This is a genomic window from Aquidulcibacter sp., assembly GCF_049239865.1.
GTDB lineage: Bacteria > Pseudomonadota > Alphaproteobacteria > Caulobacterales > Aquidulcibacteraceae > Aquidulcibacter.
Genome location: NZ_JBMLTR010000205.1, coordinates 1 through 16,155 on the forward strand (window position 1 = coordinate 1; position 16,155 = coordinate 16,155).

15 protein-coding genes are annotated in these 16,155 nt (G+C 57.4%); 8 read left to right on the forward strand and 7 right to left on the reverse strand.

Annotated elements, in window-relative coordinates:
- The 3 genes from ppk1 to ACOVRA_RS14230 all read right to left on the reverse strand — a co-directional run.
- On the reverse strand, window positions 1-1,678 hold a 1,678-nt coding region (ppk1, locus tag ACOVRA_RS14220; protein WP_421720869.1), incomplete at its 3' end, for a polyphosphate kinase 1.
- A gap of 12 nt (window positions 1,679-1,690) precedes the next feature.
- Entirely contained in the window at window positions 1,691-2,413 is a 723-nt protein-coding gene (locus ACOVRA_RS14225) for a hypothetical protein (protein ID WP_421720870.1), read from the reverse strand.
- 11 nt (window positions 2,414-2,424) lie between these two features.
- Window positions 2,425-2,799: a hypothetical protein gene (locus ACOVRA_RS14230; RefSeq protein WP_421720871.1), complete on the reverse strand. Its 375-nt coding sequence runs from the start codon at window positions 2,797-2,799 to the stop codon at window positions 2,425-2,427.
- A gap of 78 nt (window positions 2,800-2,877) precedes the next feature.
- On the opposite strand from ACOVRA_RS14230, the gene purM reads away from it, so the two are divergent.
- Both purM and purN read left to right on the forward strand, forming a co-directional pair.
- Window positions 2,878-3,948 (forward strand): phosphoribosylformylglycinamidine cyclo-ligase, encoded by a 1,071-nt coding sequence (purM, locus tag ACOVRA_RS14235; RefSeq protein WP_421720872.1) that lies wholly within the window; start codon window positions 2,878-2,880, stop codon window positions 3,946-3,948.
- On the forward strand, window positions 3,945-4,583 hold the full coding sequence (gene purN, locus ACOVRA_RS14240) for a phosphoribosylglycinamide formyltransferase (RefSeq protein WP_421720873.1): 639 nt from the start codon (window positions 3,945-3,947) through the stop codon (window positions 4,581-4,583). The genes purM and purN overlap by 4 nt, the downstream gene beginning before the upstream one ends.
- Before the next feature lie 71 nt (window positions 4,584-4,654).
- Here purN and ndk read toward each other — a convergent pair whose 3' ends face one another.
- The 4 genes from ndk to ACOVRA_RS14260 all read right to left on the reverse strand — a co-directional run bounded on the left by ndk (window position 4,655) and on the right by ACOVRA_RS14260 (window position 7,486).
- Window positions 4,655-5,077 carry a nucleoside-diphosphate kinase gene (gene ndk, locus ACOVRA_RS14245; RefSeq protein ID WP_290805210.1) on the reverse strand — a complete coding sequence of 141 codons (423 nt, stop codon included), beginning with the start codon at window positions 5,075-5,077 and terminating at the stop codon, window positions 4,655-4,657.
- A 101-nt stretch (window positions 5,078-5,178) separates the two neighbouring features.
- Window positions 5,179-5,547: a hypothetical protein gene (locus ACOVRA_RS14250; protein ID WP_421720874.1), complete on the reverse strand. Its 369-nt coding sequence runs from the start codon at window positions 5,545-5,547 to the stop codon at window positions 5,179-5,181.
- Window positions 5,529-5,990, reverse strand: a complete 462-nt coding sequence (locus tag ACOVRA_RS14255) for a DNA polymerase III subunit chi (protein ID WP_421720875.1) — start codon at window positions 5,988-5,990, stop codon at window positions 5,529-5,531. Before ACOVRA_RS14255 ends, ACOVRA_RS14250 begins: the two co-directional genes overlap by 19 nt.
- A gap of 5 nt (window positions 5,991-5,995) precedes the next feature.
- A complete protein-coding gene (locus ACOVRA_RS14260) occupies window positions 5,996-7,486 on the reverse strand; it encodes a leucyl aminopeptidase (RefSeq protein WP_421720876.1) in 1,491 nt (496 codons plus the stop codon).
- Window positions 7,487-7,652: 166 nt separating this feature from the next.
- On the opposite strand from ACOVRA_RS14260, the gene ACOVRA_RS14265 reads away from it, so the two are divergent.
- The 6 genes from ACOVRA_RS14265 (at window position 7,653) to rsmA (ending at window position 15,560) form a co-directional block, all read left to right on the forward strand.
- Entirely contained in the window at window positions 7,653-8,810 is a 1,158-nt protein-coding gene (locus ACOVRA_RS14265; RefSeq protein WP_421720877.1) for an LptF/LptG family permease, read from the forward strand.
- Window positions 8,800-9,897: an LptF/LptG family permease gene (locus ACOVRA_RS14270; protein WP_421720878.1), complete on the forward strand. Its 1,098-nt coding sequence runs from the start codon at window positions 8,800-8,802 to the stop codon at window positions 9,895-9,897. Before ACOVRA_RS14265 ends, ACOVRA_RS14270 begins: the two co-directional genes overlap by 11 nt.
- A gap of 81 nt (window positions 9,898-9,978) precedes the next feature.
- Window positions 9,979-12,288, forward strand: a complete 2,310-nt coding sequence (locus tag ACOVRA_RS14275) for an LPS-assembly protein LptD (RefSeq protein ID WP_421720879.1) — start codon at window positions 9,979-9,981, stop codon at window positions 12,286-12,288.
- A 137-nt stretch (window positions 12,289-12,425) separates the two neighbouring features.
- On the forward strand, window positions 12,426-13,721 hold the full coding sequence (locus ACOVRA_RS14280) for a peptidylprolyl isomerase (RefSeq protein WP_421720880.1): 1,296 nt from the start codon (window positions 12,426-12,428) through the stop codon (window positions 13,719-13,721).
- 10 nt (window positions 13,722-13,731) lie between these two features.
- Window positions 13,732-14,736: a 4-hydroxythreonine-4-phosphate dehydrogenase PdxA gene (pdxA, locus tag ACOVRA_RS14285; protein WP_421720882.1), complete on the forward strand. Its 1,005-nt coding sequence runs from the start codon at window positions 13,732-13,734 to the stop codon at window positions 14,734-14,736.
- A complete protein-coding gene (gene rsmA, locus ACOVRA_RS14290) occupies window positions 14,733-15,560 on the forward strand; it encodes a 16S rRNA (adenine(1518)-N(6)/adenine(1519)-N(6))-dimethyltransferase RsmA (RefSeq protein ID WP_421720881.1) in 828 nt (275 codons plus the stop codon). Before pdxA ends, rsmA begins: the two co-directional genes overlap by 4 nt.
- The last annotated feature ends 595 nt before the right edge of the window (window positions 15,561-16,155 follow it).

Below are 16,155 nucleotides of genomic sequence, written 5' to 3' on the forward strand. Positions count from 1 at the left end.
TATCAATGAGGCCTAAGAGAACGGTCTTCATATTGACGGGCGAGACCGACAGCTTTTCCATCTGCGCCGGCGTGGCATAGCCGGTCACAAAATTGAACAAGCGCCCTGCGTCGCGGCCAAAGGCTGGGTCTGCGGTAAAGAGCGACAAGTCGGTATAAACCCGCGCGGTGACCGGATGATAATTGCCAGTCCCAAAGTGCGCATAGGTGCGCAGCGCCGTTCCTTCACGACGCACCACGAGGCTAACTTTGGCGTGGGTCTTTAAATGCACAAAGCCATAAACGACGTGGACGCCAGCGCGTTCCAAATCGCGCGCCCATTTCAGATTGGCCTCCTCGTCAAAGCGGGCTTTGATTTCGACCAGTGCCGTGACGGACTTGCCTTGCTCTGCCGCCGCGATCAAAGCCGCGACAATGGGAGAGTCGGTCGAGGTGCGATAGAGCGTCTGCTTGATCGCCAACACATTGGGGTCGCTCGCCGCTTGACGCAGGAATTGCACCACCACGTCAAAGCTCTCAAACGGATGATGGACAAGGATGTCCTTGGCCCGAATAGCGGCAAAGCAATCGCCACCAAAATCGCGAATCCGCTCAGGGAAGCGCGCGACATAGGGCTTGAACTTCAACTCCGCCCGGTCATCGGGGATGATTTGGCTAAGTTGCGCGATGCCCAAAATCCCGTTGACGCGCACCACTTCATTGGGGGCGGCGCGCAATTGCTCAATAATGAAGGCCTGCAGGTCCACCGGCATGCTGGCTTCGATTTTGAGACGAACCACATCGCCTTTCCGCCGTTCGCGCAGCGCGGCTTCTGCTTGGCGAACAAGGTCTTCGGCTTCTTCTTGTAGCTCGACGTCACTGTCGCGGATTACCCGGAAAGCGCCCGACCCAATGACTTCATAGCCAGGGAACAACGTATCGGCGAACAAGCGGATAGCCGTTTCCACCGCCACAAAGCGCCGAACGCCGTCCAATACAGGCAGTGGCATAAAGCGGGCCGCCTGCATCGGTACGGGTACCAATGCCGTCATCACGCGCGCATCATGCTCTCGCCGCAAGCGAAACGCGACCGTGAATCCTAAGTTTGGGATGAAGGGGAATGGATGGGCCGGATCAATCGCCAAGGGCGTCAAGACCGGGAAGAGTTGCGTCAAGAAGTCATCGCGCAGGGTTTCGCGGTCAATCTCTCCCGCCTCTTCAGCCGAAACGACGGCAAAGCCGACTTCGCGCAATTCGGCATGGATCGCTTGCCAACAGGTCTGCTGACGCTCCATCAAGGCGCTGGCGACTTTATCAATGCGCGCCAATTGCTGAGTAGGCGTCAGGCCGTCTTGGCTGGGCGTCTTAATCCCGTCACGCACTTGCTCGCGCAGACCGGAGACGCGCACCATATAGAATTCATCGAGATTGCTGCCACAGATCGACAAAAAGCGCAGCCGCTCCATGATCGGATGGGTGTGGTTCTCAGACTCATCCAAGACGCGCGCATTAAAGGCCAACCACGACAGCTCGCGATTGAGATAACGCTGCGGATCCGGACCGCGAACGATTGGGGTCTTTGGCTTGATCGGCTTACGTACAGGTGCTTTGCGGGTCACCAATTGATCCGTCGTGATCGGCAGACCTTGGACCGAGGGTTCTGAACCCAATGCCGGATCGGAATCTGTGGGTTGGGTCATCGAAATCCTTGCCTAAGCCTCAAATAAGTCACCGCTTTGCGCTTCCTCATCAGTCCAATCATTTGGATAGAGCGCGCGCAGCGCACGTTGCGCTAATGCCATAGGGGTTTTTAGTGAATAAGTCGCGACTGTTTCGAGACAGGCTGTAACAGCTTTTGCAGCTTCAAAGGTGCGCGGGATGCGAGCGGCCAAATAAGTGGCCGAAGGTTCATCAAGCTTAAAGCCTTTGGCCGCAGCATAACGCACAATCAGCTGCGCCAATAATTTCTGCTCGGGCTCTTTGAGCGATTCGGTTGCAATGGCCTTCAGCCTTGATCGCAGGTCTGCCAAGCCATAGTCCCACAGCGCCGGGGGCCTTTGGGCCAATAAAAGCACCGCCCCGCCTTCGCGTTCCAATCGCGATAACAGTGCGAATAAAGCTGTTTCATCGGCCTGATCGGCATCATCAATCAAAGCAATCAGCTGACCCGAAGCGGCGGGGGCTTCGGCGAATTGCAAGGTGAGTTCAGAGCCCTTGAGGGCGGTTGCAGAGGCCTGCTCGGCCCAAATCGCGCCCAAATGCGACTTGCCAGACCCTGCTTCGCCAAACAAACAAAACACCCCGCCTGGCCACGTGCGCCATTGATCTAGGGCCGCACGCGCAGACGCGGTTTCCTCTGAAACCACAAAGGCCTCAGCGGCATAATTGGGCGTTCCAAAATCCAGATGGGCTTGGCTCATGGTTTGAGGGGGCACATCAACACCCTTTACGGGGTCGCGACTTTAACGACCGCACCAGCCGCGTTGAGCGTCAACTCTAGCCCCGCGCGCGCCAGAATAGCTTGAAGGTCTGCAGGCGTGCCATCATAGCGGAATAGGATCAGCGCACCGTCAATCGAGATGGCGCTGATCGAAACCGAGACGCCCTGCAGCCGACTCAACGCGCCACGCAACTTCCCCCATTCCTCAATGCCGGAATAAACGGCCGAGGCATTGAGGCTTGACTGCGCGACGGCGGCAGCAGGTGCAGCAGGACTATTTGCCGATTGGGCAAATGCGGCAGGGGCGAAGACGATTAGGCCCAGTCCAAGACAGGGACCAATCCATCGGGGCATAAAGCCAATAAAGCGTGTCTGGGTCATGACTTCTCTATAGCGCGAATGCAGGCCAACGTGAAACACACTCTTGCGGTCTGCGCTGTAGCCGATCATAGGGCTTGCATGACCTCTGACTCGCCCACGCCGCCCCGTTCTGATGCCTCTCATGGCACACTGCCTGCCAATGGCCTGACCTATAAGGACGCAGGCGTGGATATTGATGCTGGCGATGCTTTGGTGAAGCGGATTGCGCCCTTGGCGAAGGCGACGGCGCGTCGTGGTGCCGATGCAGCCCTTGGCGGTTTTGGTGGTCTGTTTGATCTCAAAGCGCTGGGGATGACAGACCCCATTCTCGTCTCCGGCACAGATGGTGTTGGCACCAAGCTTGAAATCGCTCTGGCGGCTGGCATTCATGATGGCATTGGCCAAGACTTGGTCGCCATGTGCGTCAATGACGTTTTGGCCCAAGGCGCAGAGCCGCTCTTCTTCCTCGATTATTTCGCCTGCGGGAAACTAGACTTAGACGTCGCCACCGCCGTGATCAGCGGGATTGCACGCGCCTGTAAAGAAGCCGGCTGCGCGCTGATCGGCGGGGAAACCGCTGAAATGCCCGGCATGTATAGTGAGGGCAAATATGATCTCGCGGGCTTTACGGTCGGCGCCGTGGAGCGCGACAAGGTTTTGCCAAAGCTTGAGACCATGCGACCAGGCGACGTATTGGTCGCATTGCCCTCGTCTGGGCCCCACTCCAATGGCTATAGTTTGATCCGCAAAGTGGTGGCCGTCAGTGGCCTGTCATGGGAAGCAGCCAGCCCCTTTAGCGAGGGCCAAACCTTGGGGCAGGCCTTGTTGACCCCAACCACGCTTTATCCCGCAGCCGCTTTGCCTGCGATCCGCGCCGATCTCGTGAAGGGCCTAGCCCATATCACTGGCGGCGGATTGACCGACAATATACCCCGCATGCTGCCTAAGCATCTTGTCCCCGCCTTGGACGAGCAAGCTTGGACCCTGCCGCCCGTCTTCCAATGGCTGCAGGAAACCGGCGGCATTGCTGCTGGCGAAATGGCGCGCACCTTTAATTGCGGGATCGGCTTAGTCGCCAGCGTCGCGCCTGAAAATGTTCCTGCGCTTCTCGACCTGTGGCTAGAGCTTGGGCAAGACCCCATCGTGCTTGGCGAAGTCCGCGCCGCATGAGCAAGGCGCGCGTCTTGGTGCTGATTTCAGGTGGCGGCAGTAATCTGCAGACCCTGATCGATGCTAGCCACTCTGATGATTGTGCCTATGAGATCGTGCATGTGATTTCCAATCGGCCAGACGCCTATGGCCTGACCCGCGCGGAACAAGCTGGCATTGCTGCCCGCTGCCTCGACCATAAGGGTTTTAAAGACCGCAGCCTGTTCGATGCAGCCTTGGCGCAGATGATTGATGAGATTAGCCCAGACTTAATTGTCTATGCGGGCTTTATGCGGATTATGGGGGCGGATTTTGTGTCGCGCTATGAAGGGCGGATGATCAATATCCACCCCTCGCTGCTACCCAATTTTCCGGGCCTACACACCCATGCCCGCGCGTTAGAGGCCGGTCTTACCATTCACGGCTGCTCTGTCCATTGGGTGACGGCAGGTGTCGATGAAGGCGCGATTATTGGCCAAGCGGCCGTGCCAATTGTGCCCGGCGATACGCCTGATGATTTGGCCGCCCGTGTTCTGGTACAAGAGCATCGACTTTATCCAGCTTGCGTCCAGGCAGTTGCTTCAGGTCGCGCCAAACTGGTCGAAGGTCGCACAATGCTGGACGGCAAGCCAGGTGGCCTCGCGCTTTTAGGCTAGCGCCGACAAACAAAAATGGCGGCCGCACGCGCGACCGCCACTTTCAAAATCTAAGCGGATCAATCCTCGGCTTAGCCGACGATTTCATTGCCTGCGAAGAATTGCGCAATTTCTTGAGCAGCCGTTTCAGCAGCGTCCGAACCGTGGACGGTGTTTTCGCCAACCGACACAGCGTGCGCTTTGCGGATGGTGCCTTCAGCGGCGTTGGCTGGGTTGGTTGCGCCCATCACGTCGCGATAAGCGGCAATGGCGTTTTCGCCTTCGAGAACTTGCACCACGACTGGCGCAGACGTCATGAAGTCCACCAATTCGCCAAAGAATGGACGCTCGCTGTGGACGCCATAGAAGGTCTCGGCTTGGGCGCGGGTCATGTGGATGCGCTTTTGTGCCACGATGCGCAGGCCAGCAGCCTCAATCATCGCATTGACGGCACCGGTCAGGTTCCGGCGGGTCGCATCTGGTTTCAAAATCGAGAAGGTACGTTCGAGTGCCACACTGGCCTCCTTAAGAGTTTAGCAAGCGCGCCCTCGGGTGAGCGCGCAATCTTGATGTCGGATGGCGGGCGTCTAGCAGCACCAGCGGCGAGTTGAAAGCTTTAAGAGCAATAGATTCTGCCAACTCTTGTGCCGCGGTTGATTTCGATATTCAAACGACCAGGCGGAATGGGTTCATTCACTGGGTCACCCAAGCGGTAAATGCGGGTGCCCGGTGGCAAGCGCATCGTTAAAACATCGCTGATGGTGCGACCCACCAAGGAGCGATAAGGCCCGGTATCACATTTGGGCTGAGCCGCTGGCGCAGCTACCTTTGGCACCGAAGCATGGGTGTTTGACGGGGAAGTCGCGGGCATTGCCTTCGCCTCACTGCCGGCAACGGGCGGTGGCGCATCCTTGGGCGGTTCGGTCTTCGCAACCGGATCGTTGGCAAAGGCCAACATGAGGATCATCAGCCATTCTTTGCCCATCGTCCATCCTCTCCTTGGCGCCAGTAGGTTGGCAAAAGGCCTGCCTCTTTGGCCACCCGCCATTGCTGGCGCGCATGGGTAACATTGTCGGGGTCACGGCCATCAAACAACACAAAGACACGTGAGACGCCGTCTAACGGCCCCCAATTTGCTCCATCGAGCAGAAATACGGCTTCTGCGGCCCGTGCTTCACCCTGGGAATCGCCGAGTTGAATGGGTGCCACATGCCCCTCTTGCGAGCCGGGACTGTGATGTGGCAGCCAAGAATTGGGCTTCCACGTCCACAAATGGCCATCAAGTGCCTGTAAGCGCTCAGTCGAGGGTGACAGCACATGTGCACGCCACCCCCGATCCAAGCACTTCTCAATGAGCGGCGGCAAAGTCTCTTCGACGCTGGCCGATTCCAGATGATAGAACCAGATTTCGCCTGCCGCTTGGTTCATGTGGCTTAGCCTTCAAACGAATCCGCAACCAAGCGGTTGAGCAAACGTACGCCATAGCCTGTGCCCCACGACGGTTCACGCGGATCATCATTGCCGGGCTTCCAAGCAGTCCCTGCGATATCGATATGCGCCCATTCGACGCCCTCTTTCACAAAGCGTTGGAGGAATTGCGCCGCGGTAATCGAGCCTGCACCAGCCCCGCCGCCTGAACGCTGAACGTTCTTCATGTCGGCAATGGGGCTATCCATCAACTTGTTATAGGCCGGGGTTAGCGGGAAGCGCCATACAGGCTCCTCTGCCACGGTTCCGGCCTTGGTGATTTTGGCCGACAGATCGTCGGAGTTTGAGAACAGACCGGCAAACTCATGGCCGAGTGAGATGATGATTGCCCCAGTCAAAGTTGCCAGATCGATCATGGCCTTGGGTGCATGCTTTTCCTGCGCATAAGTCATGACATCGCAAAGGACCAAGCGGCCTTCAGCGTCCGTGTTCAACACTTCGATGGTTTGACCACTCATGGAGGTGACGATGTCGCCCGGGCGCTGGGCCAAACCGTCTGGCATATTCTCTACCAGGCCGACGAGGCCGACGACATTGGCCTTGGCTTTCCGGCCCGCAAGGGCGCGCATGGCCCCGGCAACGGCGGCCGCACCACCCATATCGCCCTTCATGTCTTCCATGCCGCCAGATGGTTTGATCGAAATGCCGCCGGTATCAAAGCAGACACCTTTGCCGACCAAGGCCAAAGGCGCTTCGTCGCCACCACCCTGCCACTTCATCACGACCAATTGGCTTTCGCGTGCCGAACCAAGGCCCACGCCCAGAAGCGAATGCATGCCCAAAGCCGCCATTTGCGCTTCGCCCAGAACTTCCACCTCAACGCCCAAGCTCTTGAGTTCCTTCAAGCGCTTTGCGAATTCCTCTGGGTGCAACACATTGGCGGGCTCGTTGACGAGGTCACGCGCAAAGCTGACGCCATCGACCACGGCTTGATGCGCTGCCCAAACATCGGCCCCGTCGGCCACATCGATTTCGAGCGTCTTCAAGCTTGGCTTTTGTTCGGCCTTCAATTGGGTGCGATAGGTGTCGAACCGATAAGCGGCCAAAGCGGCTCCAAAGCCGATTCGTGCGGCATGGGTACCAGTCGCGACCTTCTTCCAGCCTGCCAGCGCCACACCGGCGGTTTCAACACCGGAAGTCAGGAGGGTCTTTGCACCAGCGGCAGCCGCACGTTCCAGCACCGCGCCATCTACTTTGGCGAGATCGCCGACGCCCACCAGAACCACGACATCAAGGGCATCGCTGGGGGCATGGACGGTCAACACTTTGCCAGCGGCACCGTTGAATTTGGCCGCCGCAACGGCCTTAGAGAGCCTTGATTTACAGGCGCGATCGAGCTTTTGCGCTGGCGGGGAAAAAGCGGCCTGCCCGTCGGTCTGACCAACGAAAGCAATCATCGCTTTGGCTTGTGTCGCTGCAGTAAATTCAACTTTCATAGCTTTCACGCTCCCAAATGCTGGGTCAGCCCACCGCGGCGCGCCGACAAAAAACGGATCCAGCCGAGCTGGATGGTAAGATGGTGACTTCTAAATTGCGCGGCGCGGTGTTAGGTGCAACTGGCAAGCTGTCAATCGTTGCCTCCCCAGCGCAGCTAACGGAACCATGAACAAGCTCCAACGCTATTATTTTGGCCAATTGGTCCCCGTGTTTCTCCTGATTATGGTCGGGCTGACACTGATTGCCTTATTGACCCAAAGTCTTTCCCAACTCGATTTGCTCTTTGAGCGTGGCCAAAGTGCGGCAACCTTCTTAGGCATTTCTTTGTTGGCGACACCCCAGATCATGGCGATTGTCATGCCGGTTGGCCTGTTTGCCGCCGTCAGTTGGACCTATGGCCGCTTGCATCAGGATAATGAGATTATCGTGGCCTATGGCGCAGGCTGGACTTTGTGGCGCGTGGCGGAGCCTGCCTTTCGTTTGGCAGCCATGGGCGCGGTCGCGGCGCTCGCCGTCAATTTGTTTGTCCAACCCTTGGCGCTAAGAGAAATGCGCGAGCGCCTGTTTGAAATCCGGGCAGATTTCGCCAGCTCCATGGTCCGCGAGGGCGAGTTCCGCTCGACCGTCGATGGGCTCATGGTTTTTGCGCGCCGTATTGACCGCGACGGGACCCTGAACGGCCTCATCATTTCTGACACCAAGTCGGCTTCGAGCCCGGTTATCTATGCCGCACAGCGCGGGACGATTGCGAAACTTGAAACTGGTCCAGTAATTGTCCTTCAAGATGGATCGGTCCAGCGCAAACTGGAAAACGGTCAAATCGACATGATTGGTTTTTCCAATTATGTCGTGGAGTTGCGCGGCTTTGCCGACAAAAACCTCGAACTTTTCTACAAACCTTCAGACCGCTTCCTTCCGCAATTGCTAAAGCCGGACCTTACCGATTATTGGGACCGTGACCATGTCGGTGATTTATTGGCCGAGGCGCATCGACGCTTAGCTGCGCCGATAATCTGCCTGTCTTCTGTCGCCTTGGCGATGTTGGCAGTTTTGGGTGGCTCATTCTCGCGCCAGGGCTATGCGGCCCGGATTGGTTGGGCCTTTGGCGGCCTGATCTTCATGCTGTTGAGCTTTACTGGCCTCATTCCTACTGTTGCCGATCAGCCTGGCCTTGGGCTTGTGCTGTATCTGATTCCTCTGGCCGTACTCTTCTTTGCCACACGCTCCATGCGGATGCGGTTGCCTGGCTTTGTGAGTCTATCCGAGAGGATTGAGCCAAAGTCCAAGTCCAAGTCCAACCTGCGAGGCGGCTATGCACATTAGTCGGCTCGATCTCTACATTTTTAAACTGACGCTATTTGGGATTTTGGTAGCGGCTGGCGGGGTGTGCCTCTCAATCATTCTGGTCGATATCGTTGAGCAATTGCGGAATGTCTCTGGGGTGGCCAATGCCAACACGTTCACCGCCCTGCGCTTTACCCTAATGCGTACGCCGGGGATTTTGGAACTTGCTTTGCCGTTTGCTGTGCTGGTTGGCTCCATCGTCACCTTTATGCGCTTGGCGCGGAGCTCAGAGATTGTTGCCATGCGCGCCTCTGGCGTTTCGACATGGCGCTTTTTAAGCCCTGTCGCAGTCTTGGCAGCTTTGGTCGGGCTATTTGCGATCTTTATCTTGGGCCCCTCTGCAGCGCGTCTAAACCTCGCCTATGAGACCCAATTGCAGGCGTTGAGCGCTGTCGCTACCACAAAAACCGGCGAAGGTGGACGCACCATGATGTGGATCAAGGATCGAGGACCCGACCTCCAGATCACCGTCTCTGCAGAGGCTGGTTCTGCTGGACAATACAGCAATGTGACACTCTTAGCCTTCAGTAAGACCGATTCACGCTTTGTCGCACGCTATGACGCAAAGACCGCGCGGCGAACCGACCAATCCTGGACCCTCTTCAATGGGGTCAAGTCCTCGATTGGCACCCAAGCCACCCCATTTGAGACTCTGAGTTTCCCGATTCTCAAGGATCGCTTGGACGACAGCCAGAAAAATAAGGATGCAACGGCACGTGCGATGTCGATCTGGGATCTGCCGCGCGCCGCACGCGATGCTGAAGCTGCGGGTGGCTCACCCCAACGCTATTGGCTGCAGTTCCATCGGAAACTAGCGCTACCGATCGCACTTTTATCGATGGCGATGATTGCAGCGGTGTTGTCCTTGAGCGGTGACCGGTTCGGCCAACGTGCCATTATGGCTGCAGCGGCCATTGCAGCCGGTCTGCTCGTTTATTTCGTCAATGATATTTCCGGTGCTCTGGCCACAGCGGGCTATGCGCCGAGCTGGATCGCAGCTTGGTGCCCGCCGCTTGCAGCGCTCTTTATTGCCCTTGCAACAGTCTCTTATCGCGAAGATGGGTGAGCTTAACCGCTAGACGCGGGGTGAGTCGCTCATTACACCCAAACGAGTATTTCCGCTCTGGCGACTCATTAAGGATCGCTTATGTCCCGCGCACTGCAACGTCAGTTACTGGCCGTTTCGCTTGGAGCCCTTATGGTTCCTGCGCTCGCTGTTGCGCGCGAAAAACCTGACTGGAATCTTCAAGAGGCTCCAGCTGCTAAAGCGACAACCAAGACGATCAGTCCGATTAGCGCGCCCGCGCGAGCCAAAGCAGAAGACCCTGTATTGCTGGAAGCCGACGCGATTGAACAAGGTGATGAAGCCGGTGTCTTGATCGCCAAAGGCAATGTCACCGCGCGCAACAACGGCCGGACGGTTCGGGCCGATCAGATCAACTACAATCAGAATACAGGCATCGTGAAAGCCTTCGGCCATGTCACGGTCGTTAATGCCGATGGCTCGACCACGTTTGCCGACGAACTGACCTTGGACGACGAGTTATCGAGTGGCGTTGCGGGCAATTTTGCCTCGCGATTTGCCGACGGTTCAACCTTAGCCGCCAATGCGGTCGTGACCCGCGAAGGTGACCGCAAACTCATGTCGCAAGCGGTCTTTACCGCCTGCCCGATCTGTAAGGATGGCAAGACCAAACCTTCTTGGATCATTCGCGCACGTCGGGCCATGCAGAACGAGCGGGCCGAGTCGATTGTCTATAATGACGTCGTGTTCGAGGTGAAGGGCGTTCCGGTTCTTTACGTCCCTTATTTTGCCCATGGTGACCCCTCTGCCGGGCGGCGTTCAGGCTTGCTGCAACCTAAACCCGGTGAATCTTCACGTAACGGCTACTTCATTGAACAGCCCTATTTGCAAGTGATTGATGCGTCGTCAGACATCACCATCACGCCGATTATCAGCCAATATATCAATCCGGTTCTGCAACTGGATTACCGCCGGAAATTCTATTCCGGTGGGCTCTTCCTCAATGGGTCGGTCACCAAGGAAAAGTTCTTTGGCAAGCGCGGTGAAAAATTTGGTGAATCCGACTGGCGCGGCCATATTTTCGGCAATGGCGAGTTCAAAATCAACGACACGTGGAACTGGGGCTTCACAGCCGAAAGCGCCAGTGATGACCTTTATCTTTTTCGCTATCGCATCGGCCAGGAAAACCTGCAGGCTGGCTTAGTCCGGCCACAGACGTCGCGGCTTATGTCCCAACTCTATGTGCAGGGCCAATCAGATCGTTTCTACGTGCGGTCATTGAGCGCGGTGTTTCAAGACCTTGTGCCCGGTGAACGGCGAAAGAATCTCCCGCGCGTCGCCCCGCTGGTAGACGGCACCTATCGCTGGCTGATTGGTCCGATGAATGGCCGGCTGGATGTCTCGGGCTCCGCCGTTTCGCTGATGCGGACCGAAGGACGTCTCGACTCCATCCGCGGCAATATCGGCGCGACCTGGCGGGGCACGCAACTTCTCCCGGGAGGCTTAGTCCTTGAGCCTATGGCCATGGTGCGTGGTGATTATTTTGACTACAGCGAGGGCTCCAACACCGGGGCTGTCTTGACCACACCCCTCAAGGCGGATTCGTTTGGCCGGGGTCTAGGCTTGGCGTCGGTTGATTTACGTTGGCCCCTGATCCGTCCAGGCAACCGCTTTAACTTGACGTTAGAACCGCGGATGTCGCTGACGGTCGCCAGCAAAGATGATCAGCAAAGCCGCGTCCGTGTCGAAGACGCCTTGGGCTTTGAAATGGATGCCACCAGCCTCTTCCGCCCTGTGGGCGCTGCGGGCATGGACCTGTGGGAACCCGGCAGCCGCGTCAGTCTCGGCGTTCGTGCAGGGATCGACGTCCTGCCGACCACGACCTCTAATCCGCTGCCGCTGCGCGCAAACGCGTTTCTGGGCCGCCGTATTCGGACCGACGATGCGAGTGCCTTTAGTCGTGCCTCCAACCTCGACAGAAAAGAATCTGACTGGGTTGGCGATTTTGAAGTGCGTCACGGCGATTATGGCAGCATAAGCGGTCGTCTGCGTATCGATGCTGATACTGGGAAACTGGTACACACCGAAGCCATTGCACGGCTGAAGCTGTGGCGCACAGAAACAAGCCTTCGTTATCATGAATTCGATTCCAAGACGGCGGGTCCAAGCCGCGCCAATAAGGAATTGCAGGGCAACGTCATCCTAACACTCAATAAAAATTTCAAACTGTTTGGCGCGCTCTATCGCGACTTCAACACCGACACCAATCTGCGCTCTGCTTACGGCTTGATTTATGGCGATGAATGCACCGACTTCCGGATTTTCTATGAAGAAATCGGCACACGAAACCGCTTCATCGAACCATCGCAGTCGATCCGCTTCCAAATCGCATTCCGCACTTTGGGCGAGCTGTCCGACGCCCCGTTTGATTGAGGCGTGTCTGCCTAAAGATCGACAAATTTGCTGTGCATTGACTTGCGCCTGATGAGTCCGTTGGTCATGAACGGATTTTCGGCTAGAAGACTATGGTAAGACCTAAACAATCGCGCGCAGGCGCACGGAGTGAATGGATGAGCAAGGGGACAATCAGCGCATGTGCAGGCAGGGTTGCACTGGGTGCGATGCTGGCGCTCTCTTGCGCGGTCTGGCTAAAACCTCAGCCCAGCTTGGCGCAGCAGCGTCCTTTGAGCGAAGGCGTTGCTGCCATTGTTAATGATCAGCCAATTACGCGGCTGGATGTCCGTCAACGGGTTCAGTTTCTGATTGCGACGTCTGGGGCACAGCAAGTCACGCCCGAACTCGTGCAGCGCGCGACATCTGCTGCTTTGAACGGACTGATCGACGAGCGGCTTCAATTGCAGGAGGCGTCTAAGTTCAAGGTGGATGCGTCCGACCGGGAAATAGACCGCATTTTGACCAACCAAGCCCGTCAAAATGGCGCAACGCTGGAGACCTTCTTCCGCGATCTGGCCGATATTGGTGTCTCGGCTCAGAGCTATCGCGACAAGACGCGCGCCGAAGTGGTATGGCAGCGCATCGTCAGTGGACGGTTTGGATCTCGGGTGCGGGTCAATCGCGACCAAGTAAAGGCTGCGCTTGATCGTATTTTAGCCAATACAAACAAGCCACAATTTCTGATTTCTGAGATCTTTCTAGAAGACGAAAACGCCCAAAGCGCACCCCAAACGCTCGAAGGCGCAAAGACCTTGGTGCAGCAATTGCGCGCCGGCACCCCGTTCCAATTGGTCGCTCAGCAATTCTCCTTCGCGCCATCGGCCTCGACTGGCGGCGATATGGGCTGGATCACATTGGGCGAGTTGAAGACCGAGGTCGCCGCAGCAGTCGAGCAGATGGGCCCAGGCACCGTCAGTGACCCGATTGTTGTGCCAGGCGGCGTCATGATCGTCTCTGTCCGCGAGAAACGTGAGCCTAGCCCACCCAAGGCCAAGTTGAAGCTCAAAGAAATGACGCGCAAAGTCGCAGCAGGTTCGGACGAAGCCACGTGGAAGCGAGCAGAGCAGGCCGCGCGCCTCAGCCGCGACGCTCTACGCAACGGCTGCGATGGCGTAACCCGCGCCGCGCAACGCAGTTCGCTTGAAGTCATTGATTATGGCGAAGTGCAAGACGAAGATTTGGGCGAGCCGTTCCGCACCCAAGCATTGGGTCTCTCGAATGGCCAAGCCAGCGCGGTATTCCGTTCCGATTCAGGCGTGCATGTCATGGTGTTGTGCGACCGTGAGAATACAGGATCTGACATCCCAACGCTCGAGCAATTGGAAGACCGCCTGTACGATCAGGAATTGGCCCTGATTGCCCGCCGCTATCTGCGCGATATCCGCCGTGAAGCGGCGATCATCCAGCCTTGATCGCGTGGCTATAGACTTATCCGCCCCCACACGGCCGCTGGTCATTTCGATGGGCGATCCAACTGGTATTGGGCCAGAGGTCACAGCCAAAGCTTGGCAAGCCTTGTGTCATGGCCCAACGCCCTTTTGCGTTTTGGGCGACCCTGCCCTCTATAGCTCGGTTCCAACGCAACCCATCTCCGAGGTTTCTGAGGCACCCCAAGTGTTTTGCGATGCCCTGCCGGTTTTGAAGGGTTTTGAAGCGCCGGGCGTCGTGGTTGGCCAGCCCAATCCTGCCCATGCTGGCGTGATTTTGGGTGCCATTGAGCACGGGGTCGATTTGGTTCTTTCCGGCCAAGCATTAGCGCTCGTTACCGCCCCGATAGCGAAGTCCGTGTTGATGGCGGCAGGCTTTAGCCATCCGGGCCATACCGAATTCTTAGGCGCTTTATTAGCCACCACCCCTTTTGAGCAGACCCGCGGGCCGGTCATGATGCTGGCAGTAGAGGGTTTGCGCGTTGTGCCTGTCACCATTCATTGCGCGCTGTCAGAAGTGCCCAGCCGGTTGACACAAGAAGCTATCGTCCACGCGGCCCTGGTGACCGCCGAGGCGCTGCAGCGCGATTTGGGCCTGAAGGCACCGCGCTTGGTTGTTGCCGCTTTGAACCCGCATGCGGGCGAGGATGGGGCCTTTGGCGATGAAGAGGCCCGCGTGATTGCTCCCGCTGTTGCCGCGCTTCAGGCGATGGGCCTCCAGGTTCGCGGCCCCCTGCCCGCAGACAGCCTTTTTCATAGCGAAGCGCGCGCGACCTTTGATGCCGCCATCTGCATGTATCACGATCAAGCCCTGATCCCACTCAAGGCGCTCGATTTTTGGGGCGGCGTCAATGCCACCTTGGGCCTGCCCATCATCCGGACGAGTCCCGACCATGGCACCGGGTTTGATATTGCCGGGCGCGGCATTGCGCGTGCTGAATCCATGATCGCCGCCATTCAAATGGCGGCCGCTATGGCACATGGGCGGATGACGTCATGAGCGGCGACTTGCGCCAAGCGCTGGAAGAATCAGATTTGTTTGCCCGAAAAAGCTTGGGCCAACACTTTCTGTTAGACCTTAATCTCACTGGAAAGATTGCGCGCTTGGCGGGCATCCAAGCAGGTGAAACAGTGCTGGAGATAGGTCCGGGTCCGGGTGGGCTGACCCATGCCCTTCTGGCCAGTCCTGCCGCGAAAGTCATTGTGGTGGAAAAAGACCCCCGCTTTGTCGCCCACCTCAAAAGCTTTTTTGCCGACCAGCTTGATCGTTTGGTGGTGATGGAGGCCGATGCGCTGGCGGTCGACGAAGAAGCACTCTTGACCAGCCACGGCGCATCTGGCCCTGCTCGCATCATTTCAAACTTGCCCTATAATGTCGGCACGCCCTTATTGGTGAAGTGGCTAAAGGCAGGACCTTGGCGTGGGCCGATGTGTTTGATGTTTCAAACCGAAGTGGCAGAACGCATTTGCGCCCGCCCGGGTAGCCCTCATTATGGCCGCCTCGCCGTCTTGGCTGCCGCCAGATGTGACGCCCGACTGGCACTCCATGTGCCGCGCTTGGCTTTTGTGCCGCCGCCCAAGGTCGAAAGCGCGATTGTAATCTTGGAAGATCATAAGAAGCCTTTTGACGATTTAGCGGGGCTGGAGCATGTCACAGCCCATGCCTTCGGCCAGCGGCGGAAAATGCTGCGCGCTAGCCTTAAAGGTCTCGGCAATTGCGAAGCGATTTTGAACGCAGCCGGAATTGATCCGACCGCGCGGCCCGAAACCATTGAGCCTGAGGGCTTCTTTGCTTTAGCCAAGGCGTGGCGGGCACAGGGCTAGTTGGAAGGCAATCATTTGAGCACTTTGTCATCCCGGACGGCGAAGCCGATCCGGGATCTTGTGCCGCAACGTCCCATGGGGTCCCCGCTCTCCACTTTGTTCCGACGGGGATGACAGGGTGGGGGAGAGGAGCGCGCAACAAAAGTTGCGCATCTATACGCGCGGACAAGCGCAACTGTTGTTGCGCGATCCATTTGTTGGGCTTTCTATCTAGAAGTGGTTTTGGTGCCCGTTCCGGTCCACCAAACCGCTGTCTCAATTGTTCTTGCGACCCAGATGTCGCGGGCAAGCTCGATGATCTATTTTGGTGGAACATAGGTTGCACCAAAATAGATCCAGATCGGCAGCACAAATTCGCCCCGCAACACCCTAAGGCTAAAGCGCGCTCCCCTCTCCACTTGGGAGAGGGGACGGGGGTGAGGGCTTACGCTCGCGGATCTATAAGGCGGGTTGGCGAGCTTTTAGTTGCACAGAACAAGTAGCTTTTACGCCAGATAAGCCCTCACCCCCGACCCGTCGACCTACAGGTCGACCCCACATGGAGAGGGGGAGCGCATAGATAAAAACTTATCCCCCACCCATCAAACACGCAGTA